This window comes from Pedobacter sp. L105 (assembly GCF_009765875.1).
Lineage (GTDB): Bacteria > Bacteroidota > Bacteroidia > Sphingobacteriales > Sphingobacteriaceae > Pedobacter.
Genome location: NZ_LMUP01000006.1, coordinates 344,862 through 365,388 on the forward strand (window position 1 = coordinate 344,862; position 20,527 = coordinate 365,388).

A 20,527-nucleotide genomic window follows, 5' to 3' on the forward strand; every position below is an offset into this window, starting at 1 on the left:
TTAGGGTTAATAAATAGTTATCCACACAAAAAATTTAGGTTAAGGGGGATATGCTACTGCTGACTAAGTACTTACTAAATAAATGAAATTTTAGTTTTTTTTGTTGATAATTTTTTGAATCTTCGATCTCTCGAAAAGCTATTTTTTTAATGCTGTTTAGGTCATCTAAAATCAACATTTATAGAATCTATGGAAAAAACTAGTACCGAAGTATGGAAAAACTGTCTACAGATTATTAAGGACAATATCCCGAGTCAAAGTTTCAAAACTTGGTTCGAACCGATTTCTGCCCTTAAACTGGATGGCAAGGTTTTAACCATACAGGTCCCCAGTTTATTTTTCTATGAATGGCTGGAGGAACATTATGTTGGCCTCCTGCGCAAAACAGTTAAAAAGCAATTAGGCGAAGAAGGAAGGCTTGAATATAATATCGTTGTCGACAAATCTTCCAATAGCGGTTCTCCTTATACCACAAACATGCCCTCGAACGGGAATGGTGCAGAAGCAAAAATGCAATCTATGCCCATACCTGTTTCTATCAACAAGGATATAAAAAATCCTTTTATCATTCCGGGACTAAAGAAACTAAATGTAGACCCTCAGCTAAACTCAAATTATACTTTCGAGAACTATATTGAGGGCGATTGTAATCGTCTGGCACGTTCGGCAGGTTATGCTGTTGCGGCAAAACCAGGCGGGACTTCATTTAATCCCCTGATGATTTATGGGGGTGTAGGTTTAGGTAAAACACACCTGGCCCAGGCGATCGGAAATGAGATCAAAAGAACAATGTCCGATAAGCTGGTGATCTATGTATCCTGCGAGAAATTCTGTCAGCAGTTTGTAGACTCCCTGAAAAATAATACCATTAACGATTTTGTGAATTTCTACCAGGCAATGGATGTGATCATTATGGATGATGTACACAACTTTGCAGGGAAAGAGAAAACACAGGATATCTTTTTCCATATTTTTAACCACCTGCACCAGTCGGGCAAACAGGTAATTCTTACTTCAGATAAAGCGCCTAAAGACTTAGCAGGTTTAGAAGAGCGGCTACTAAGCCGGTTTAAATGGGGTCTTTCTGCAGATCTTCAAATCCCGGATCTCGAAACCCGGATCGCTATCCTCAGAAAAAAAATGTATGCAGATGGAATTGAACTTCCTCAGGAAGTTGTAGAATATGTAGCTAACAATATTGATAACAACGTAAGGGAACTGGAAGGTGCTATGGTTTCTCTGCTGGCACAATCAACCTTAAATAAAAAAGACATAGATCTTTCTTTGGCTAAACAGATGTTAAAGAACTTTATTAAAAACACCACCAAGGAAATTTCCATGGAATACATTCAAAAATTAGTCTGTGAGTATTTCGAGGTTCCTGTTGATATGGTAAAATCTCCTACAAGGAAACGTGAAATTGTACAGGCCCGTCAGATTTCGATGTACCTTTCCAAGAGCCATACTAAATCCTCCCTCAAAACTATCGGTGCTTTTTTTGGTGGTAGGGACCACTCTACGGTAATCTATGCCTGTCAAACGGTAGAAGACCTGATCGATACAGATAAGAAGTTTAAGGGATATGTACATGATATACAGAAGAAGCTTAAAATGAGCTAATCTGAATAAAATCTTAATAAAAAGCCCAGGTCATTTTAGATGTCTGGGCTTTTTAATGCACTGTCTTCCGGGAAACAGACAAATTATTTGTAATCCGGTTTATGTGATTGCTTCCAGCTTTAGCAGTCCATAGAAAAGTGCAGCTGCATGCAGCGCCTGGTCTATCTGGTTATCAGCTAAAAGTTGTTTAACCTCATCAATCGTGTATTCTTCCACATTTAAGATCTCATGTTCATCCAGATGCTGGTCCTGAATTTTAACCCCGCCCTTCATCAGGTAAGTGAATGTACGGTTGGTGGAAGTAGCCGGATTTGGATAAAGTGTAGCGATCAGCTCACAGCTGTCAAACGCATATCCCGTTTCTTCCAGCAGTTCTCTTCTAACGCCGGCTTCGGGGTCTTCTCCCGGTTCAACTACTCCGCCTGGTACTTCCAGTGAAATAATATCTGCTGCGTGACGGTACTGTCTTACCAGCACCAGTTTATTCTCTTTAGTCAGTGCGATTGCATTTGCCCAGTCAGGGTATTCAAGCACATAATAATCGTCCTTTATTGTTCCGTTTTGTAGTTTGCAGGTATCTACGCGTAAAGTTGCCCACTTTTCTTTAACCAGGTATCTGGAAGAAAGCTTTTGCCATTTGAGGATTTCCATTCGTATCTGTTGTATTTCGTATGCTATAGCTAATAAAGCCTTAAATGTTGTTTTACCGATTTTTGTCTGCCCAGGTTGATCATATTGATCACATGGTGTTTTACCTCCAGGATCTGATAGATTGCCTGCAGTTTTTCTGCGAGCGACTTATTTTTATCTGCAGCCTCTGCAGGCTCAAATTTTAAATAAAGGAGCTGTGAAAAAAGGTCCAGCTTTTCGGGAGAAAAATCTTTTTTAGCCAGAAAGGCGAGGAAATCTTCCAGGCTGCTGGCCAAAAGATCGGGCAGGAAAATCCCGAATTCCTCTTCCAGCGTATGCTCCAGCTCATTATCTGCTTCTTCCAGCTTGCCTTCCAGCTGTAATCCCATAATTCTGGCCAGTGCCTGTGCCAGTTTTTGTATCTCTGCGGTTAATAAATCTCTTCTATACATAATTCCTCCTTACCAGCTTCCGCTGCTACCACCACCACCAAAACTACCACCGCCGAATCCACCGAACCCGCCGCCGCCGCTATCTCCGCTTCCGCCACCCCAGTTACTACCAGAAGATCCTCTGCCCAGGCCGCCGCCAAGTAACATTCCCAGTAAGAAGCCATTGCCTGCGCCGCGGCCTCCTAAAACCTGGCTGCCACCGCTGCCGCCGCCTCTGCTAATAATGACCACAATAATAATGATGATGACCAAAACGATAAATATAGCATTCCCATGATCCTGTTTGGCAACCTTAGGATTGTCATTTTTATATTCACCTTTCGCGTATTTGATCAGGGCAGTTGTGCCCGCATCTAATCCGCCATAATAATCTCCTGCTTTAAAAGAAGGCTTGATCTCATTTTCAATAACCCTTTTGGTAATGATATCTGGTATGGCCCCTTCCAGTCCGTAGCCGGTTTGAATAGAAATCTTACGGTCGCCCAGCGCTACCACGATCATGATTCCATTGTTCTTCTTGCCGCCGCCAACACCCCAGCTTCTGCCCAGGCCCAATGCATATTCATTGATATCGTATTCTCCAACACTTTTTAAAATAGCTATAGAGATCTGTGTGGAAGTAGAATCATCATAAGCAACCAATTTGTTTTCCAGCTGCTGTTTCTGTGTTTCGGAAAGCGTACCCGTATAATCATTTACCAGGGTGCTGGGTTTAGCAGGATAGGTTTGCGCAAATCCGCTTATATATAATAATGCAAGGAATAATGCTAAGATTAGTTTCTTCATTTGTCCTTAGTTTGATTCCTTTTGGTCCATAAATATAATACTATTGGGCAGTTCATTAATATCGCCATCGCGGTGAGGGAAATAAATGGATAGTTTTTCACCGGTAAGTTTAATGCCTGCAATCAGTCCGTTTACAATACTGCCGCTGGCAAAATGAGCCTGCATAGCGATCTTTGTAGTTTCCCAAAAATCATCTGTAACTACCTTATGGATGCCCTTGTCACCAATAATCGCAAACTTACGGTCGCCATAAGCCAGATAGATCAATACATTGTGGTGCAATGATGTTTTATCCATACCCAGTTTATCAAAATAAGCAGTCGCCCGGTCAAAAGCTTCTCCTTTACAATGCTTTTCTACAGCAACTCTAATCTCGCCCGATGTAAGTTTCTCCGCATCAGCGATGGCGGTTGTAATCAGGTCTTGTTCGTGTTCATTCAGGAATGACATATAACATTATAGATTAAACAGATAAAGGGTAATGTGTATTTTATTAAAAAACACAGATTACCCTTAACTATTATACGGTGAATTAAAATTGTACTTTTGGTGCATTCTCCGCACCTGCGTCAGCCTGGAAGCCCGCTTTTTGCTTAAAGCCAAACATTCCGGCAGTCAGGTTATTGGGGAAAGATCTTACTTTAATATTGTAATCCTGAACTGCGTCGTTAAAATCTTTACGGGCAACGGCAATCCTGTTTTCTGTTCCTTCCAGTTGTACAGAAAGGTCGCTGAACTGTTGGGTAGCCTTTAATTCAGGATAATTTTCTGTAAGTACCATCAGTTTACCTAAAGCCTGGCTTACCTGACCTTGCGCAGCCTGAAATTTCTCCAGCTTTTCTGGTGTAAGGTCATCCGCACTTACCTTAACCTGTGTAGCCTTTGCACGTGCGTCAACTACAGCCGTCAATGTACTTTGTTCAAATTTCGCTGCACCTTTTACAGTGCTTACCAGATTAGGTATCAAATCAGAACGGCGTTGGTATTGGGTTTCTACCTGGTTCCACTTAGTTTTTACATTTTCATCAAGCTGAACCATTGAATTATAGCCACAACTGCTAAGCAGGGTAGTGAAGAACAAGGCTGCAATTATTCCTAGTACTGTCTTTTTCATTTTTATGAGTTTTGGTTTAACCAATGTTAATTTACACAATAGGACTCAATTTCCATACCCATGTTCTTATTCAAGAACAAAAACTGACAGGATCAGGTTAAATATAAAATAAACGCTTGTTTATTTCTGTAAAGTGGACTTTTTGACAGGGTAGTTGAAAATTTAAATATAATTTAAAAGTTTCTGTTAAAACCCAAATTGGGGACTGATCAATAAAAGCTTCATTTTATTTTAATTTTTTAAAAAATTGTGTGTTTGTAACAAAAATAATATATTTAGAATGTATAGCGGTAAACGCCTTATTAACACCTGAAATTTATTTATCTAATTTACTAAAACTCTCGTATGATTAAAAATCTACCCTCTCCATTTTGTGCTGTCCTGTTGTTATTAACCTGCTTTTGCGCGTTTAATGCTTCTGCCCAGCTTTCTTTTACCGGACAGCTGCGCGACAGGGCGGAACTCCGCGACGGTTATGGTACTTTAGAGTCCAGCGCCAATAAAAATGCTGCATTTATCTCACAGCGAACAAGGCTTATCCTGGATTACAAAAACAGCAGGCTTATTTTTCATACGTCTATTCAGGATGTGAGGTTATGGGGCCAGGATGCGTCAACAATCAGCAATGCCGACGGAAGCCGTTTAGGTGTTCATGAAGCCTGGGCAGAACTGATCCTTTCTAATAAAAAAGATACTTCATTCAAAAAATCACCTTTTGATTATTTTGCCGTAAAAATTGGTCGCCAGGAACTGGTATATGATGACGAACGTTTGCTGGGTAATGCCGACTGGCTGCAGCAGGGCAGAAGACACGATGCCGTTGTTTTTAAGCTAATAGAGAAAGGCTGGCAGGTAGATCTTGGCGGTGCTTTTAACCAAAATTCTGATGCCATCAATTACAATGGTACCTATTACACACCGGCCAACATTCCTGCAACGATAAAAGACAGTAAAGGAAACCTGGTGAACACCCCGGCTGGCTTTATACCATTTATAAACAGCGCAGGTGTCAGTGCAAAAAACGGAAGCCCTGCATTCCTCAATATACCGGGTACCAATACCATTAACCAGGACTACAAAGCCATGCAATTTCTTTACATCGGTAAAAAGTTTGATAAAACCCTGGTATCGGCCTTGTTTCTAACTGATCAGTTTGCAAAATACAAGCTGGATTCAGTAAAAAATACTGCTGGTACTGATGTTGGTTATGTATATGGAAGAAGGTTCAACATTCCGGGAGTGAATTTGCGTTATACCACTGGATTGTTTATTAAACCTGTTTTTGGCGATCATGAACAATGGAATTTAAATGGAAGTTTTTATTACCAGGGCGGGCATGATAAAGATGGAAACAGCCTAAGTGCCTATTCATACACGGCATCGGTAAATTACAAAACTGCTGTGATGAGCTACATGGCAGGGTGGGATTACCTATCCGGAAATAATTCATTTTCTACATCTACTACCAGTCACCGCTTTGATCCCTTATATGGAAGTCCTCATAGATTCTGGGGTACAATGGACTATTTTTATGCAACCAGTGGTTCACCAACAGGTGGTTTAAATAATCCATATCTTAAGGTTAAATTTACTTCAGTTAATAAAAGATTTACTACAGAGCTGGCCAACCATTATTTTTTCCTTGCTGATAATCAAAAAGACCTGACTGGTAATGCTGTAAGTAAATATTTGGGTACAGAGTTTGATTTAACCAATAGCTATAAACTGAACAAGTTTACCAATGTAGATTTGGGTCTTTCGTATATGGCTGCCACCCATAGTATGGAATATGCCAAAGGTATCACACCGGGCACTGCCAGATTGAGCCCTTTTTGGGCTTACCTGCAATTAAACATTAAACCAGAATTTCTCAATAAATAGCAGGTTAAATGCTGTTATTGAAATAATAAAACCATAAGTTCGTTTTAACGTCATTCTTATCACTAAACTTATGGTTTTAAAATTTAAATCAATGATCAGCTTCAGGCTGAAATATTTCATGATCCTATTGGCTGGAATGACCATCCTGGTAAGTCAGTCCTCTTACGCTCAATTCTCTTACCGGCCAGGAAGGCAAGGCAGACAGGAAAGGCGGGAAGATGCCGACGCATCAAATGGTTCTGATGAAATCCCGCTTTGGCGTGGCGTTCCTCCTGATGGTCCCGGGCCACGGGGAAGGGAAAGGGTTTCAGATAAAGGATCTTACACCCATATTTCTCAGGCCCGTTTAATTGTGCACAGGCCAAAACATCCAAACGGAATGGCTGTACTGATTATCAGTGGCGGAGGATATGCCCATATCGAAATAGGTAAGGAAAGTAATCCTGCTGCCGTTTGGCTGCAATCGCAGGGAATAACTGCTTTTGAACTCATTTACAGATTACCCGGAGAAGGATGGGGAAGTACTGATGTGCCTTTCCAAGATGGACAGCGGGCAATGCGACTGATTCGCAGTATGTCCGAAAGGTTCGGAATAGATTCTCATAAAGTAGGTATCATGGGATTTTCGGCCGGAGGTCATTTGGCTGCAATGACAGAAACTGAGCCTGATAAAGATTTATATCCTTCTACAGACAGGGCTGACCGTATTTCTGCCCGTCCTGATTTTGTGGCCCTTCTTTATCCGGTGATCACGATGCTTCCGCCATACAATACCACGCATTCGGAAAAAGAATTGATTGGAAAAAACCCCACTCGTTCAGAGCAAAAGGCCTATTCAGCACAATTGCTGGTTAATGAACAAACACCGCCAACTTTCCTGGCACAGGCGGCCGATGATCCGATTTCAAATATCGAGAATAGCCGTTCGATGTACAGCGCACTGCAAAAATTTAATATACCTTCAGAGTTGCATGTTTTTCCTGCCGGAGGACATGGCTGGGGAATGGGCGCTCCGGGTTCACCGGAAAGTACATGGCCTGAGCTATTTAAAACCTGGGCAAAGAAAAATAGAATCTGGCAATAAGTGAGCTTATTTATACATACGCCCGGCATCTCATCTAAAAGATGCCGGACGTGCGTATATCAATTAATCTTTATGCTGTATGCCCGATGCTAACAAAGTGGTGCTAAAGCCTAATAAGGCGATCAATGCAAACGACCAGCGCAGGCTGGTAAGCTGGGCGATAAAACCAATCAAAGGCGGTCCTATCAGGAAACCCAGGAAACCCACTGTTGAAACCGCCGCGATGGCAACTCCTGGCGGCAGGGTTTTTGACTTTCCTGCAAGGGCAAGCACCAGTGGTACTACCGAAGAAACGCCGATACCCACCAGCAAAAAGCCTAATGTCGCAATGTAAATATTTGGAAAAATGATAGACAGCAACAAGCCCGTTGTACTGATGATACCACTGCATTGCAATACCCGTTTCATTCCAAAACGGGTAACCAGACGGTCGGCAGTAAAGCGCCCGCCCGCCATAGTGCCCATAAATGCAATATAACCTACTGTAGTTAAAGACGCTTGTACTGCAACTACCTTTTGAAAATATACACCACTCCAGTCAAATAATGTACCTTCTGTAATCAGGCTTGCAAAGGCAATTAATCCCAGCTTAAGGATAGTTTTATCCGGTTTTGCAAAAAGGGGCTGTGTTTCATGAATGGCGTCTGCCGGCAACAGAAACTTCGAAAAAATGAAAACTAATATCCAGCACAAGAAAGCAATAAAGAAAAAGTGAAGCCATACAGGACAGTTTAGTGCGATTGCGAGCGTTCCCAGGGCAACACCTGTAAATCCTGCCAGGCTCCATAGTCCATGGAAAGAAGCCATGATAGATCTTTTATAGAGCGCTTCTATGCCTACCGCCTGTGTATTCATCGCTATTTCAAATACATTGTTCAGGAAACCGAAAAGGAACAAAACAATTATTAATTGCCAGATATGCGAACTAAAGCCAATACAACAAAGGATGAACGGGAAAAGCACTGCCGCTATAACCAGCATTTTACGACTGCCATAGCGGGTCACCATCCAGCCCGAAACAGGCAGGCTGATCATTAAACCTACAGGAAGGGAAAATAATATGCTTCCCAATTCTGCATTGTTTAAACTGAAATGTGCTTTCAGTTCATGAATGCGGCATGCCCAGCTGGAATAAGTAAGACCGGCAATGAAAAAAAAAGCACTGGCTGCTATGCGAAAGTTCCGTTTATTATCTTTCATCTTACGCATACCATCCAAGATGCTCGCTTAAATCATTATAATCAATAATCTTGATGATTTTATTTAAGTGGGCGATCCGCTTATTTTCTATACCGATGAACTGAATGCCTAACTTTTTTGTTGCTTCATAATCCCAGTTTCCATCACCTATATAAACAATATCTGATAGTGCTGTTTCCTGCTGATGTTTTTCGTCCATCTTCCTGATGGTATGGGCGATAATATCATGTCTGGCCATCGCATCCTGTGCAAAAGATGCAGCCGCGCAGCCTTCAATATTGATGCCGGCACAGCGCAGCTTAAACTGTGCCGATTCCCGCCATCCACCAGTAGCCAGTCCAACACTAATATGTTCTTGTTGATACAAGGTTTCGAGTGTTTTTCCTGCGCGGCTGATCTCCCGCATACAATCAGGCTGTTTTTGGTGCTCCTGTTCTAACAGTGAGCAAAAATGGCTGATAAATTTGTCTCTCTCTTCCTCAGTACAGGCCCGCCCCAAATTTTCTATAAACAACTGATTAATGATACCTGAATCAGTAGTATGTTCATAATGGCCGTAGTCTGTATTAAAATTCCTGAAGTTAAAAATATCTTCTATTGCCCGGGTAAAGCAATAATCATCAATCGTGGTGGTGTCGGTTAAAGTACCGTCTATATCAAATATAATATATTTCATAATTTTTTTCTGTTAAACTATAACGTGATCATTGACTTCAAACTGGAGATTACATTAGTCCGGCTTTTGGTTTCCAGGTTGCAACCCAGGTCTTTCAGCGCATCACTAAAATCATCCAGGCTGTAGCTATTGGTGATGAGTTTTTCCAAACCAAGATCTCCGCTGTTGATCAGGTCAACCGCATGTTTAAACGTATCCTGGGAATCAATAGAACCGATGATAGAAATGCTGCGGTCGGCGATCTCCCTTGGATTGATCGTTTGCAGGTTATTTCGTAAACCCATCATTGATATTTTTCCTCCATCTGCAATGGCCTGCATTGATTTTTCCAGCAGACTGCCTGTAGTATCTATGATCAGGTCATACTGATTTTTTTCCGGAATAAACTCAGTAGCTAGTTTCCAGCCTTTGGCTAATATATTTTGCTGTTCTATTAGTTTTATCCTGCTTTCCGAAGATTCATAGATTACCCCTTCTTTTATACCGTGTTCCTTAAGGGCGATATAAAAAAGCAAACCTATAGGGCCTCCTCCCAATATTGCAGTGCGCATGAAGGGGCTAACGGCAAGTTTTTTTACAGCAGTAAGTACGCAGCTTAGTGGCTCTGACATCGCTCCCTGCTCAAAAGGTATATGATCCTTCAGCGGATAGATAAAACGGCTGGTGGTTTTAAATAATTTGGTAAATGTGCCATCAATAGAAACACCGGCTTCAGTATTTGCTTTGGCTAAGCAATGGTTACGCAGTCCTTTTCTGCAGTGATCGCAATTGCCACAATAAAAAGTCGGGTCAATAATCACCCGGTCGCCTATCTGATGATTTTCAACATTGCTGCCTTTCGCTACAATTATCCCTGCAGATTCATGGCCGATAATGACTTGTGGACGGGCCATATACTCGCCTGAAATAATACTGAGATCTGTGCCGCAGATGCCTGTAGCACAGATTTCCACAATTACGTCGTCGGCGTGGTTGATAACTGGTTCTTCTCTTTCTTCTATCCTGATCTCCCAGGGTTTATGATATACGATTGCTTTCATGAAATTCGGGTTGTAGTTGACGGAATAATTTATTTAATCTGTAGCAGATCTCTTCTATGTCATCCTGCGTAGCAGTCAACGTAGGACGTACTTTGAGTACATTGCCGAATCCATATCTGGACCCCCTTAATATCATTTTATGATCTTGCAGGGCCAGTTCAATCAGGCGGTTGGTCATATCTGTATCAGGCAAACCATCTTTATCTACAATTTCCAGCCCCCACATATAACCTATACCTCTTACATCTCCAATGATATAGCCGTAGTCTTCTTTGAGCTGATGCAGTAGTTTGCCCAAAATCTTCCCGTTTTCCCGAACATTCTGCAGAAAACCTTCCCTTGAAACGATCTCCATAGTTTTTTTCGAAGCAGCGAGTGATAATAAATTGCCTCCAGAGGTATATGAATGTTCAAATTTCTCCAACACAGCAAATTGCGAGCGAAAAAGTATGGCTGCGGCGGGAATACCAATGCCGCCCAATCCTTTTGCCAGTGTGATGATGTCTGGTTGTATGTCGTAATGTTCACTCGCAAACATGTAACCTGTTCTGCCGATGCCAGTTTGTACTTCATCAGCAATCAGCACAATTTCCAGTTCCTCACAAATCTTCTTAATCCGTTCAAAATATCCCTCTGGTGGAATGATATTCCCCCCATTTCCGAGCACAGGTTCAATGATCATGCAGGATACATTGTCAGAACTTCCATATTTTGCATAGTCGTAAATAGCTTCCGCACATAAAAACCCACAGGCAGGGGCTCCCTTTGCACCATAAGGGCAACGATAGCAATAAGGTGCAGGAACTACACCATTCTGGATGGTAATGGTGTGTGGAAAAGACTTTCGGCGAAATGCATTTCCTGAAATGGCTGTGGTGAAAAGGGTTTGGCCATGGTGCGACAAAGCGAGGCTTACCACTTCGCTTTTTCCATTGTACTTGTTGGCGATCTTTATGGCGCCTTCATTGGCTGTGGAGCCAATGATATCCCGCATCCATCCATCTGTAATGTATTCCGGGGCCTGTTCCAGAATATCATCCAGTACATCCTGTGCAATGTCACCTGTGAATGATGACGAAGCGTGAATAAGATCTTCAACTTGTTTCTTAAGGACTTCCACCAGTTCCGGGTGACTGTAGCCCAGAGAGATATTAAAGGTACCTGACACCGCATCGATATATTCTTCCTGCTGATCTGTGTAGAGGTGAATACCGCGTCCTTTTACAAAATTAATGTTGTCTGACATAATTAATACTTTTGCTCGTTTATATTTAGTTTTTTAATCAAAAAATATTTTACAATTCGTATTTATTGTAAATATTTTAATTTTAATGATCTTTGAAACTGAATTTATTAGTATTAATGAGCTAATTAAATAATTTTATATCAATGGGTAGTTCATTTATATGAAATCGATTGTTTAAATATGTTACCACTTGTTAATTTTTAGTAAAAAAATAAATATTTTTATTATAAAAATTGTTAAAATATTCTTTTACAGTGCTTTGAGGTCAGGGCATAAAAAAAGGGCAAATTGCCCTGTTAAAATGGAATAGCTATAATAGATGCTGAAGATTAAAATTTATTTTACAGCCTCTACTTTAAAGTCTTCAAAAGTTACGGGAAAGCTTTGTTTGCCTGGGGCAGCAGCTACCACTCCAATTTGTACTTTAACTCCGGGAGGGAAATAAGCGAGTCTCAGCATATCGTAATTCTTTTGATCAAAGGAATATTTGATTTCTACGTAATCTCCTTTTCTGAGTAGTTTTAACCAAACAGATGGCGGGCTATCATGACGTGGGACTACAGACCAGTCTGATACTTCCCTGGTTACCACAGCACTTACGTTCTGAACGCCATTTACATATTCAATACCGCTCTTGATCCAGTTTTTCTCATCTATCCTGATCATCAAGCCGGCCTGGTGAAAAAGTTCTTTGTAATTACCTGTAATTTTTACACTGGCTTCAAAATTACCTTCCATTTCCTGGTAATAAAATGGACCATTATCACGCTTGAAACCGTAATGGGTTACCTGCCAGTAATCTGTGTTCGGATCAACAGTGAAAGTTAGTTTGCCAGCATTTCCTTCCCATTTTATGGGTTGGTTAAACCATTTCATTGCTGGCTGCTGGTTCTGGGCAAAGCTGCCCGTTGCCGAAAATAAAAGAATAATCATGCTCATTTTACAGATTTTGTAAATAATTCTTGTTTCTGTTTTCATACTGATTTATAAAAATTTAAAGGCTTAAGTTAATGTTTCTAAAAGAATTAATCTATCTTTTATTTTATATTTTTTACATTTTTGTGTAAAAAGCCTCTATTTTGGCTTTTAAAAGCCATTGTTTTCATGCTTTCTGATGGTTTGATGATCCTTTTATCCCTGATCTGGCTATATAGAATTTACAGGTGTTTATATTAAATACCATCAAAAATTCTCATCTTACTTTTTTTATAGGTTAAAAGCCTGTTAACAATTATATAAAGGCATACATCATTTTTTTATTTACATCACTATTGATAATGTTTACATTCTATCATTCATTTGTCCACCTGCTTTTTATAGGTATTATCGCTTTATTCCCGGTTGTAAACCCAATTGGCTCTGCATTTATTATCAGTCCTTATCTAACAAATCTAAATTCGGCCGAAAAAAGAATGGCTGTAAACAGAATTACATTGTATGCTTTCTCAATTTGTACAGTTTCTTTATTTGCCGGACAGTGGATATTGGAGCTGTTTGGTATTTCTATTCCGGTGATCCAACTGGCCGGAGGGATCATGATCTGTAAAATGGGATGGGACAACCTGTCTTCAGATAAAAAAGAAGGTACCGCTAAAGCGGGTGATGGGGCAGCAGCTAAGCTATCCGGTTATAGTGATATAGAAGATAAATTATTTTATCCTATCACTTTCCCGGTAACTACAGGTGCAGGTACTATCTCTGTATTATTCACCTTAAGCGCACACAGTGCTTCCACTAACCGGACAGATTATCTCATCAATACCGGGGCTATATTTTTATCTGTCATTGTGATGTGCATATTGATTTATATATTTTATCTAAACACAAAAAAGATAATAAATTATATGGGGTCTAATGCAGAAATGATGTTCAATCGGATCTCCGCATTCCTGATATTTTGTGTGGGTCTTCAAATTGCTATCACAGGGATTAGAAGTTTGTTCAAAATGTAACCGGATACTACGATCAGCACGCTCTCTTTTTATCATTTTTAAGCAACACTCTCAATGTCATTGAGCGGTGGGCTTTTCAAAAGATAAGATCATTCCTGCGATTTCTGTACCTTTGCCCCGATTCAGGATAAAAACCTGACAGAATTATGCAAAAAGAAATAGAAATTACTGTTGCCCCTGAGGACGCTGAGCAGGAAGAACAAATTATCAGTCAGCTTTCTGCTGTTTTAAAAATAGAAAAATCCCATATTCACGGGTATAAAATTCTGAAAAGATCCATTGATGCACGCTCCAGGAAAGTGATTTTCAGGATGCAGGTAAAGGTATTTGTAGATGAAACCCCGGTGCCTGAAGTATTTAGTCTCGATTATCCGAACGTAAGCGACAAAAAGCGGGTGATCATTGTAGGTGCTGGTCCTGCGGGACTTTTTGCTGCATTGCAATGCATCGAGAATGGGATGAAGCCTGTTGTGCTGGAACGTGGAAAAGATGTAAAACAGCGCAGAAGAGACCTCGCATTGATTAATAAAGAAGGGATTGTGAATACAGAATCCAATTATTGTTACGGAGAAGGTGGTGCGGGAACTTACTCTGACGGAAAGTTATATACCCGTTCCAATAAACGCGGTGATATCAACAAGGTGCTCCAGATTTTTGTACAGCACGGCGCAGCAGAAGATATATTGATCGATGCCCGCCCCCATATCGGAACCAACAAACTGCCTCATATTATTACAGCCATCAGGGAAACTATATTAAATGCTGGGGGAGAAGTTCACTTCGATCAGAAAGTCACAGATTTTATCATTGAGTTTGGAAAAATAAAAGGGGTGGTGATTAATAATGAGCATACCCTGACAGCAGATGCTGTTATATTAGCTACAGGACATTCCGCAAGAGATATTTATACTTTATTACATACAAAGGGCATTCTGGTAGAGGCTAAACCTTTCGCCTTAGGCGTAAGAATTGAACATCCGCAATCGATTATTGATGCAGCACAATACCACTGTCCGGTAAGGAGTGAATTTTTACCTCCTGCCTATTACAGCCTGGTGGAACAGGTAGGGAGCAGGGGGGTGTTTTCCTTTTGCATGTGTCCCGGTGGAATTATAGCCCCCTGTGCCACCCATGAAAATGAAATTGTGGTCAATGGCTGGTCGCCTTCAAAGAGAAATAATCCCTTCGCCAATTCGGGAACAGTAGTTCAGGTTACCCTCGAAGATGTTCCGGGAGATGACCCGCTGCGGATGATGAACTTCCAGACGGAAATTGAAAGAACAGCTTTTGCTTTGGGCGGAGGCAATTTAGTTGCCCCTGGTCAGCGAATGGTAGACTTTGTGGAAAGCAGGATCTCCGCAGATCTGCCAAAAAATTCATACCTGCCGGGCACAAGAAGTGTGATGCTCAAAGAGACGCTTCCTGATTTTATCGCTTCCAGTTTAAAGAATGCGTTACCGCTTTTCGGAAAAAAAATGAAAGGTTATTATACCAATGAAGCGATATTGGTAGGTGTAGAAAGCAGAAGCTCTTCACCTGTGCGTATCCCCCGCGACCGGGAAACATTTCAGCACCCTGAAGTGGTGGGATTATATCCTTGTGCTGAGGGCGCTGGTTATGCCGGAGGAATTGTATCGGCTGCAATAGATGGCGTTAACTGTGCAAATGCTGTCCTGAAGTTTAATTAAACATTTTATTGGACGAAACTGTTGTTGGATTATTACGGTCATCATAACAGCTCACAGCTCATACTGCTGAATTACTGAATAAACAATGAAACCTGCATGAGCTTACAGCTCTCAAAAAGAAACGCATAAGCTCATGCAAGCTTCATAACCAATGAAAAAACAAATATATTCTGATGAAAAACACACTCATTATAGGTGCAACTCCAAATCCTGCAAGATATGCTTATCGTGCAGCAAACCTATTAAAGTCAAAAGGTCATTCAATTATCAATGTAGGTATTAAAAGTGGCGAAGTTGCCGGCGTAACTATAGAAAAACCGGGAGAAATCCATACTGAAGTGGACACCATTACTTTATATATTGGTCCGCATCTGCAATCCGAATATGTTGATTATATTCTTCAAACCAATCCTAAACGTGTAATTTTTAACCCGGGAACAGAAAATGACGAACTCGAAAAGCTGCTTAGAAAAAACAATATAGAACCTGTTGAGGCCTGTACATTGGTTTTATTAGCTACAGGACAATACTAAGGGATTTGTTTTTTCAGCCATAAGGCGAGATCAGCTGCCGCTTTATCATTTTCAAAACCGGTTGTTAATCTTCCATTTACATATTCGTTATACAGCCAGGGATCTCCTACGGCAAATACAGTACCTTTACCATATCGCGTTTTGCAGGCGATCACAGCTCCGTTCGCAGATTTCAGGACAGCTTTTGCCTCCCCTGTAAGTTGAATACTGCATACATCTTTCAGAAATACCTTTGTAGCGGTTTTAAAAATTCCCATATCTGTAATGATAGCAGTACCATCATTAAAATGGGCATCGTCTATGACATGATTTTGAAGATCGTTATTAAAGTGAAGTCCGAATTTTCCTGCCAGGATGTTCAAATGCGGAAGTTCTACATTGGCGCTGTCGTTAGCCATCATAACCAATATGCCTCCGGCTTTAACCCATTTTGAAATGTTGACGGCATCTTTTTCAAGAATATAGTTTGGCTGAGGACTTTCTTTGCTGTTATCCGGGTCTACAATGATGTAAATGGATGTTCCCTTTAAATTAACTTCGGTTGGTGCAGTTTCAAGTGTCCTTAAGGTCATGCCTAATTGTTTAAAACTATTTCCCCAGATAGAAAAGCCTGTATTGGCATGATCTTCCCATAAGTAATGATACCGCTGATCTCCATCTGCGGTATGATGGGATTCATGATTAAAATAGTAATCGAGGGTAACTGTCTGGCCTTGGGCAACACCCGCTATAGCTAAGAGGAGGATAAGAATGCCAGCAAAACCTGGGTATATGACTTTGTACATACTGATAGATTTGGAGTTAATCATTTGATATATTTGGTGATCGCCTTGCATAAAACTAAGGCTTTAAATAAAAATAAGATTACTAAAACGTTTACAATTTAAACATTTGTTGCTCTCATCTGCGTATTATAATTTAGCTCAAAGCTTTATTGCGCAGGCAGCATCTTAAAACGGAGAGGTGGTAATGATTCGTGCTCCATTATAGTTTACTGTGATCATAAAGGTAGCGGTGGTAAATTAAACTCCCTATCAGGATCAGCAGGCTGAATATTAAAAATTGATGCGATAAGATAGAAAACATACTCAGGATGGCAAAAATGAAAAGGAACTTCAGGTAATTTTCCATGTTGTCGTCCAGTAGGTACAAGATCATAAACATGGTAAGTAAACCGGCTGTGGCAAAGAAAATCCCTGACAATATAAAACCGGCAGAAAAATTTGCGGTGAAGCTGTAAAGGAGTAATTCTGGTAAAAAAAGCGTAACCAAAGAAAGTAATGTATACAAGGTTTTTTTTGAATTACTGACTGGCAGGCTGTTGGTAAACCTGAGATTTGATTTTTCAAATCTTAATAGGGCAGCAATAAGCATACTATGTGATAAAATAGCAGCAAGCAAGGCGATCAGATATACCCGTATATCAAGGCCAACATCAGCAAACATCCAAAGTATCCCTTTAAACAGCACAAAAGATAAAACCTTACAGATCACAAACATTAGTGTCTGCATTTCTAAAACATAATATATCAGCCATGTCCAGTATGGTTTTCTTAAACCGATTTTTGGAAACACAATCAATTGCCTGGCGGGATTAAAAGTATAATTAATGCTATAATAGGTATAGGCTGCTAATCCATACAGGATAATTGTGATGTACAAAGAAATTATTATAGCCGTGTAATAGTAACCATGAAAAATAGCCATGGCGAAGACTATTATGGTATATAATAATACGGGACATAATACGATGGCATATAATCCTATCCAGCTTTGCAGCTGATTTTTCTTTGTTGACATCGCGCTGACCTGTACAAAATTATAGGAGGGATGAGCTATTCTCTGTTTCATAAAGAACAGACTTTTTATCGCGTAAGCCATTATGAGTCCAAAAAAGACGCTTATAGTAAGAGGGGAAGAGCAGATTGCCAGTGTCAGTGTAATATGGTAGTTTAGTAGTTGTCCGGGTGGTACAGCACCAAATAATAAATAAAAAATGAAAAGAAGGAATCCAGCATGCTGTGCATAGAATTCCCTTCCAAAAGTATTTATCCATAATTTTAGCATACAGCCAGCTGGTGATTGCGGATTTCAAAAATACCATTTAATGGGATTTTATGCTGATCGATTTCCTGATGTGAGGAGATCAGAAATGTTTTCCCCTGCTGATGAAAGGTTTTTATCAGGTTATATAGTACTTCTGCCGATGCGGTATCTATAGTAATTAATGGTTCATCTAATATATATAGCTGCACTTCTCCAATAAATGCGGCTATCAAGGACAGTTTCTTCAGCATCCCGCTGGAATAACTGCTGATTTTATTTCCCATGAAATCTTCCATTTTAAATTGCCCGACAAGTTTATCAGCAATTTTATGATCCGCTTTTCTTACTGCAATGTAATAATCTAATAATTCCTGCCCGGTAAGAAAAGGGGGATATTGAGGTTCTGCTTCTGCATAACTGATCATAGCGCGGTAAGCTACAGGTTGCTGTCGCAGATAGATTTGATCAATAGCTGTTTCGCCCTTGAATGGCGTCTGACCTGCAATAGTTTTAAATAAGGTAGTTTTTCCTGTTCCGTTACCGCCTTTAATCCAGTAAATCCCGGTAGAGATTTTCCACTCGGCAAATTCCAGTATGGTATGGCTACCGTAGGTTTTGGTCAGGTTGGTGAGATGGAGTGCTGCCATATTAAATTATCAGACGTTAAAGCAGACGGAATGTTACAGCTATAGAATCCCCAAAAGAAGGTAAACGTTCTTGTTCTACCGATAGTCGCTTTTTGGCTATCATTTCAACATATTCAGATCCTATGCAAGCTTTTTCCGCAACCATTTGCGAACTGGCTCATCATACCATTTCAATGTAGCATAGGCCAAAACGACCCCGCCTATTAAAATAAGTAACGCATAGGGCCATGCCTGTACAATCGTTACGCCTTTATGATTGCTGATCCAGGCAACGTAAAAATAAACCAGCGGGTAATGTACCATGTAAAGCGGATAGGAGATATCACCTAAAAATTTACATATCCTGTTCTCTCTTTGAGTTTGCATCACGCCGCTGGCGCCAAGGTATACTATAAGCGGGAAAACGATGATAATGCAAACAGATTCATAGATCCCGTTCATCCAGGCATGCTCAGCTCCGCCAATGCGCGGCATGTAAAGTATGATGGCTACTAAAAGGCTGCAGTATAAAAAGGCATTTTTAATTTGAGTCGGCTTCGCTACACGTGAAAGTAACAGACCGGAAAAGAAAGGGTATAGGGTACGGGTTAGCCCAATGCTTACCTGTTCCACATTTAATGTCCAGCCACCAGCAACATCTCCGTTTGTGATTGCCAGGTGTGCGAGTGCGATAGCGGCGATGCCTACTAAGATACTTAATGCTGTTTTGGAAAATTTCCTGATCCAGACAGCATAAAGAATGTTGGCAATATATTCAAAGAACAATGACCATCCCACGCTATTCAGGGGGTGCATCTCTTGCCAGCCACGTATATCAAGCGATAAAGGTACGGGCAGGATAGTATAACCGATTAGCATCACCAGCAACATCTTCCACATAGGAATAGTATGAATGAGCGGCCATAACGTAGAGTCCGTAAAATAGAATCCGATAGCGCCGAGGGTCATTCCCAAAATCACCATTGGCTGAAGACGTTCGATACGGCGTTTGAAAAAATTGCCAACGGTCATTTTATGCCAGCGATCGTCGTAAGCATAGCCGATCACGAAACCTGATAATAAAAAGAAAAGGTCGACAGCCAGATAACCGTGATTGACGAGATTGTCTAAATGACCGGTTGATAATGGCTCGGCCAGGTGAAATGTTACAACAATTATGGCTGCGACACCGCGGAGACCGTCTAATATGGGATAGTGTGGCTTGGGAGCCAGCTCGTTGTTCAGGTTAGTTCTCATGTAATCGATTGTAAAAATTGCAATTTGTAAAAAATAGATAACATTTAGTTATCCGACTGAATGTTAATTCCAGGTTGACATTATCTAAAAATTTCGTTGTTCTACCTGATTTGACACTACACAGCTAATCTAACTCTTTGAAACTCCACGATATTTATTGGTTTTGATTATGAATTTTTCAAATTGTGCCAATCATTAAATTAGGCAGAACCGCGTAAATTGTAAAACTGAACAATTTTCCTAACTGTACTGATCTTATGAATCCGCAATAACTAAGATGTTAGCTGATCAGTTTGCATTCTGATCAATTGCTTAAAATAAGAAAGTGTTTCAGATTCAATTGGGTGATATTGGACTGGGCTTTGTTTGTGCTGTATGACACGCGTCAGGCTAAATCGGGAAAGAAAAAGCGACGTGTCAGGTGAATCCCGGAAAATAAATAATTAGTAACACTAAAATGGCAAGGTTTTCCAGGAGGTAAACCCTATTCAGTAATTAAATTTATCATAGTAAACCATAGGCAGTAAAAACAAATTTCATTGTAAACCCAAATTAGTAATTTACTTTCTTAATGTAAACTTATGTCAGTATAGTATAAGGAAAAGGACATTTTGAGATGGTTTTGACTTCGGTTTGGGTTGGTAGGGGATTGGTAGGGTGTTGGTAGGGTGTTGGTTCGGGGTTGGTTCGGGTAAG

General features: G+C 40.5%; 20 protein-coding genes. 6 read left to right on the plus strand and 14 right to left on the minus strand.

What is annotated here, in order from left to right:
• Window positions 1-189 precede the first annotated feature (189 nt).
• On the plus strand, window positions 190-1,620 hold the full coding sequence (gene dnaA, locus GSQ84_RS13695) for a chromosomal replication initiator protein DnaA (protein WP_158797836.1): 1,431 nt from the start codon (window positions 190-192) through the stop codon (window positions 1,618-1,620).
• A 99-nt stretch (window positions 1,621-1,719) separates the two neighbouring features.
• On the opposite strand, the gene GSQ84_RS13700 is transcribed toward dnaA, so the two are convergent.
• From GSQ84_RS13700 to GSQ84_RS13720, 5 genes are all read right to left on the minus strand, one after another.
• Window positions 1,720-2,271, minus strand: a complete 552-nt coding sequence (locus tag GSQ84_RS13700) for an NUDIX hydrolase (RefSeq protein WP_174238660.1) — start codon at window positions 2,269-2,271, stop codon at window positions 1,720-1,722.
• 29 nt (window positions 2,272-2,300) lie between these two features.
• Complete coding sequence (locus GSQ84_RS13705) at window positions 2,301-2,702, minus strand: hypothetical protein (RefSeq protein WP_158797837.1); 402 nt, start codon at window positions 2,700-2,702, stop codon at window positions 2,301-2,303.
• Window positions 2,703-2,711: 9 nt separating this feature from the next.
• The gene (locus GSQ84_RS13710; RefSeq protein ID WP_158797838.1) at window positions 2,712-3,488 is read right to left on the minus strand and encodes a YgcG family protein; all 777 of its coding nucleotides are present in this window, start codon (window positions 3,486-3,488) and stop codon (window positions 2,712-2,714) included.
• Between the two features lie 6 nt (window positions 3,489-3,494).
• Window positions 3,495-3,938: a TPM domain-containing protein gene (locus tag GSQ84_RS13715; protein ID WP_158797839.1), complete on the minus strand. Its 444-nt coding sequence runs from the start codon at window positions 3,936-3,938 to the stop codon at window positions 3,495-3,497.
• A gap of 82 nt (window positions 3,939-4,020) precedes the next feature.
• Window positions 4,021-4,602 (minus strand): LemA family protein, encoded by a 582-nt coding sequence (locus GSQ84_RS13720; RefSeq protein ID WP_158797840.1) that lies wholly within the window; start codon window positions 4,600-4,602, stop codon window positions 4,021-4,023.
• A gap of 345 nt (window positions 4,603-4,947) precedes the next feature.
• Between GSQ84_RS13720 and GSQ84_RS13725 the strand changes: the two genes are divergently transcribed.
• Window positions 4,948-6,483, plus strand: coding sequence for an alginate export family protein (locus GSQ84_RS13725; RefSeq protein ID WP_158797841.1), 1,536 nt, complete (start codon window positions 4,948-4,950; stop codon window positions 6,481-6,483).
• Between the two features lie 91 nt (window positions 6,484-6,574).
• A complete protein-coding gene (locus GSQ84_RS13730; protein WP_158797842.1) occupies window positions 6,575-7,567 on the plus strand; it encodes an alpha/beta hydrolase in 993 nt (330 codons plus the stop codon).
• 63 nt (window positions 7,568-7,630) lie between these two features.
• Here the strand turns inward: GSQ84_RS13730 and GSQ84_RS13735 are convergent, their stop codons facing one another.
• From GSQ84_RS13735 to GSQ84_RS13755, 5 genes are all read right to left on the minus strand, one after another.
• Entirely contained in the window at window positions 7,631-8,767 is a 1,137-nt protein-coding gene (locus tag GSQ84_RS13735; RefSeq protein ID WP_254070859.1) for an MFS transporter, read from the minus strand.
• Between the two features lies 1 nt (window position 8,768).
• Window positions 8,769-9,443, minus strand: coding sequence for an HAD hydrolase-like protein (locus GSQ84_RS13740; RefSeq protein WP_158797844.1), 675 nt, complete (start codon window positions 9,441-9,443; stop codon window positions 8,769-8,771).
• A 17-nt stretch (window positions 9,444-9,460) separates the two neighbouring features.
• Entirely contained in the window at window positions 9,461-10,483 is a 1,023-nt protein-coding gene (locus GSQ84_RS13745; protein WP_158797845.1) for a zinc-binding dehydrogenase, read from the minus strand.
• Window positions 10,461-11,729 (minus strand): aspartate aminotransferase family protein, encoded by a 1,269-nt coding sequence (locus GSQ84_RS13750; RefSeq protein WP_158797846.1) that lies wholly within the window; start codon window positions 11,727-11,729, stop codon window positions 10,461-10,463. Before GSQ84_RS13750 ends, GSQ84_RS13745 begins: the two co-directional genes overlap by 23 nt.
• 336 nt (window positions 11,730-12,065) lie before the next feature.
• Window positions 12,066-12,707 carry a DUF1349 domain-containing protein gene (locus tag GSQ84_RS13755; RefSeq protein WP_254070860.1) on the minus strand — a complete coding sequence of 214 codons (642 nt, stop codon included), beginning with the start codon at window positions 12,705-12,707 and terminating at the stop codon, window positions 12,066-12,068.
• A 299-nt stretch (window positions 12,708-13,006) separates the two neighbouring features.
• On the opposite strand from GSQ84_RS13755, the gene GSQ84_RS13760 reads away from it, so the two are divergent.
• The 3 genes from GSQ84_RS13760 to GSQ84_RS13770 all read left to right on the plus strand — a co-directional run bounded on the left by GSQ84_RS13760 (window position 13,007) and on the right by GSQ84_RS13770 (window position 15,902).
• A complete protein-coding gene (locus GSQ84_RS13760) occupies window positions 13,007-13,681 on the plus strand; it encodes a MarC family protein (protein WP_158797847.1) in 675 nt (224 codons plus the stop codon).
• Window positions 13,682-13,827: 146 nt separating this feature from the next.
• Window positions 13,828-15,369, plus strand: coding sequence for an NAD(P)/FAD-dependent oxidoreductase (locus GSQ84_RS13765; RefSeq protein ID WP_158797848.1), 1,542 nt, complete (start codon window positions 13,828-13,830; stop codon window positions 15,367-15,369).
• Between the two features lie 173 nt (window positions 15,370-15,542).
• Window positions 15,543-15,902, plus strand: coding sequence for a CoA-binding protein (locus GSQ84_RS13770; RefSeq protein WP_158797849.1), 360 nt, complete (start codon window positions 15,543-15,545; stop codon window positions 15,900-15,902).
• On the opposite strand, the gene GSQ84_RS13775 is transcribed toward GSQ84_RS13770, so the two are convergent.
• The 4 genes from GSQ84_RS13775 to GSQ84_RS13790 form a co-directional block, all read right to left on the minus strand.
• Complete coding sequence (locus GSQ84_RS13775) at window positions 15,899-16,687, minus strand: hypothetical protein (RefSeq protein WP_158797850.1); 789 nt, start codon at window positions 16,685-16,687, stop codon at window positions 15,899-15,901. The genes GSQ84_RS13770 and GSQ84_RS13775 overlap by 4 nt on opposite strands.
• 199 nt (window positions 16,688-16,886) lie before the next feature.
• Entirely contained in the window at window positions 16,887-17,753 is an 867-nt protein-coding gene (locus GSQ84_RS13780) for a hypothetical protein (RefSeq protein WP_158797851.1), read from the minus strand.
• Window positions 17,754-17,962: 209 nt separating this feature from the next.
• Window positions 17,963-18,595 carry an ABC transporter ATP-binding protein gene (locus tag GSQ84_RS13785; RefSeq protein WP_158797852.1) on the minus strand — a complete coding sequence of 211 codons (633 nt, stop codon included), beginning with the start codon at window positions 18,593-18,595 and terminating at the stop codon, window positions 17,963-17,965.
• 120 nt (window positions 18,596-18,715) lie between these two features.
• Window positions 18,716-19,831 (minus strand): acyltransferase, encoded by a 1,116-nt coding sequence (locus GSQ84_RS13790; RefSeq protein ID WP_158797853.1) that lies wholly within the window; start codon window positions 19,829-19,831, stop codon window positions 18,716-18,718.
• Between the last annotated feature and the right edge of the window lie 696 nt (window positions 19,832-20,527).

What these genes read in the sequence shown, in the direction of transcription:
- dnaA (WP_158797836.1), top strand. Translation starts at nt 190, where the DNA reads ATGGAAAAAACTAGTACCGAAGTATGGAAAAACTGTCTACAGATTATT.
- GSQ84_RS13700 (WP_174238660.1), bottom strand. Translation starts at nt 2,271, where the DNA reads ATGGAAATCCTCAAATGGCAAAAGCTTTCTTCCAGATACCTGGTTAAA.
- GSQ84_RS13705 (WP_158797837.1), bottom strand. Translation starts at nt 2,702, where the DNA reads ATGTATAGAAGAGATTTATTAACCGCAGAGATACAAAAACTGGCACAG.
- GSQ84_RS13710 (WP_158797838.1), bottom strand. Translation starts at nt 3,488, where the DNA reads ATGAAGAAACTAATCTTAGCATTATTCCTTGCATTATTATATATAAGC.
- GSQ84_RS13715 (WP_158797839.1), bottom strand. Translation starts at nt 3,938, where the DNA reads ATGTCATTCCTGAATGAACACGAACAAGACCTGATTACAACCGCCATC.
- GSQ84_RS13720 (WP_158797840.1), bottom strand. Translation starts at nt 4,602, where the DNA reads ATGAAAAAGACAGTACTAGGAATAATTGCAGCCTTGTTCTTCACTACC.
- GSQ84_RS13725 (WP_158797841.1), top strand. Translation starts at nt 4,948, where the DNA reads ATGATTAAAAATCTACCCTCTCCATTTTGTGCTGTCCTGTTGTTATTA.
- GSQ84_RS13730 (WP_158797842.1), top strand. Translation starts at nt 6,575, where the DNA reads ATGATCAGCTTCAGGCTGAAATATTTCATGATCCTATTGGCTGGAATG.
- GSQ84_RS13735 (WP_254070859.1), bottom strand. Translation starts at nt 8,767, where the DNA reads ATGAAAGATAATAAACGGAACTTTCGCATAGCAGCCAGTGCTTTTTTT.
- GSQ84_RS13740 (WP_158797844.1), bottom strand. Translation starts at nt 9,443, where the DNA reads ATGAAATATATTATATTTGATATAGACGGTACTTTAACCGACACCACC.
- GSQ84_RS13745 (WP_158797845.1), bottom strand. Translation starts at nt 10,483, where the DNA reads ATGAAAGCAATCGTATATCATAAACCCTGGGAGATCAGGATAGAAGAA.
- GSQ84_RS13750 (WP_158797846.1), bottom strand. Translation starts at nt 11,729, where the DNA reads ATGTCAGACAACATTAATTTTGTAAAAGGACGCGGTATTCACCTCTAC.
- GSQ84_RS13755 (WP_254070860.1), bottom strand. Translation starts at nt 12,707, where the DNA reads ATGAAAACAGAAACAAGAATTATTTACAAAATCTGTAAAATGAGCATG.
- GSQ84_RS13760 (WP_158797847.1), top strand. Translation starts at nt 13,007, where the DNA reads ATGTTTACATTCTATCATTCATTTGTCCACCTGCTTTTTATAGGTATT.
- GSQ84_RS13765 (WP_158797848.1), top strand. Translation starts at nt 13,828, where the DNA reads ATGCAAAAAGAAATAGAAATTACTGTTGCCCCTGAGGACGCTGAGCAG.
- GSQ84_RS13770 (WP_158797849.1), top strand. Translation starts at nt 15,543, where the DNA reads ATGAAAAACACACTCATTATAGGTGCAACTCCAAATCCTGCAAGATAT.
- GSQ84_RS13775 (WP_158797850.1), bottom strand. Translation starts at nt 16,687, where the DNA reads ATGTACAAAGTCATATACCCAGGTTTTGCTGGCATTCTTATCCTCCTC.
- GSQ84_RS13780 (WP_158797851.1), bottom strand. Translation starts at nt 17,753, where the DNA reads ATGAAACAGAGAATAGCTCATCCCTCCTATAATTTTGTACAGGTCAGC.
- GSQ84_RS13785 (WP_158797852.1), bottom strand. Translation starts at nt 18,595, where the DNA reads ATGGCAGCACTCCATCTCACCAACCTGACCAAAACCTACGGTAGCCAT.
- GSQ84_RS13790 (WP_158797853.1), bottom strand. Translation starts at nt 19,831, where the DNA reads ATGAGAACTAACCTGAACAACGAGCTGGCTCCCAAGCCACACTATCCC.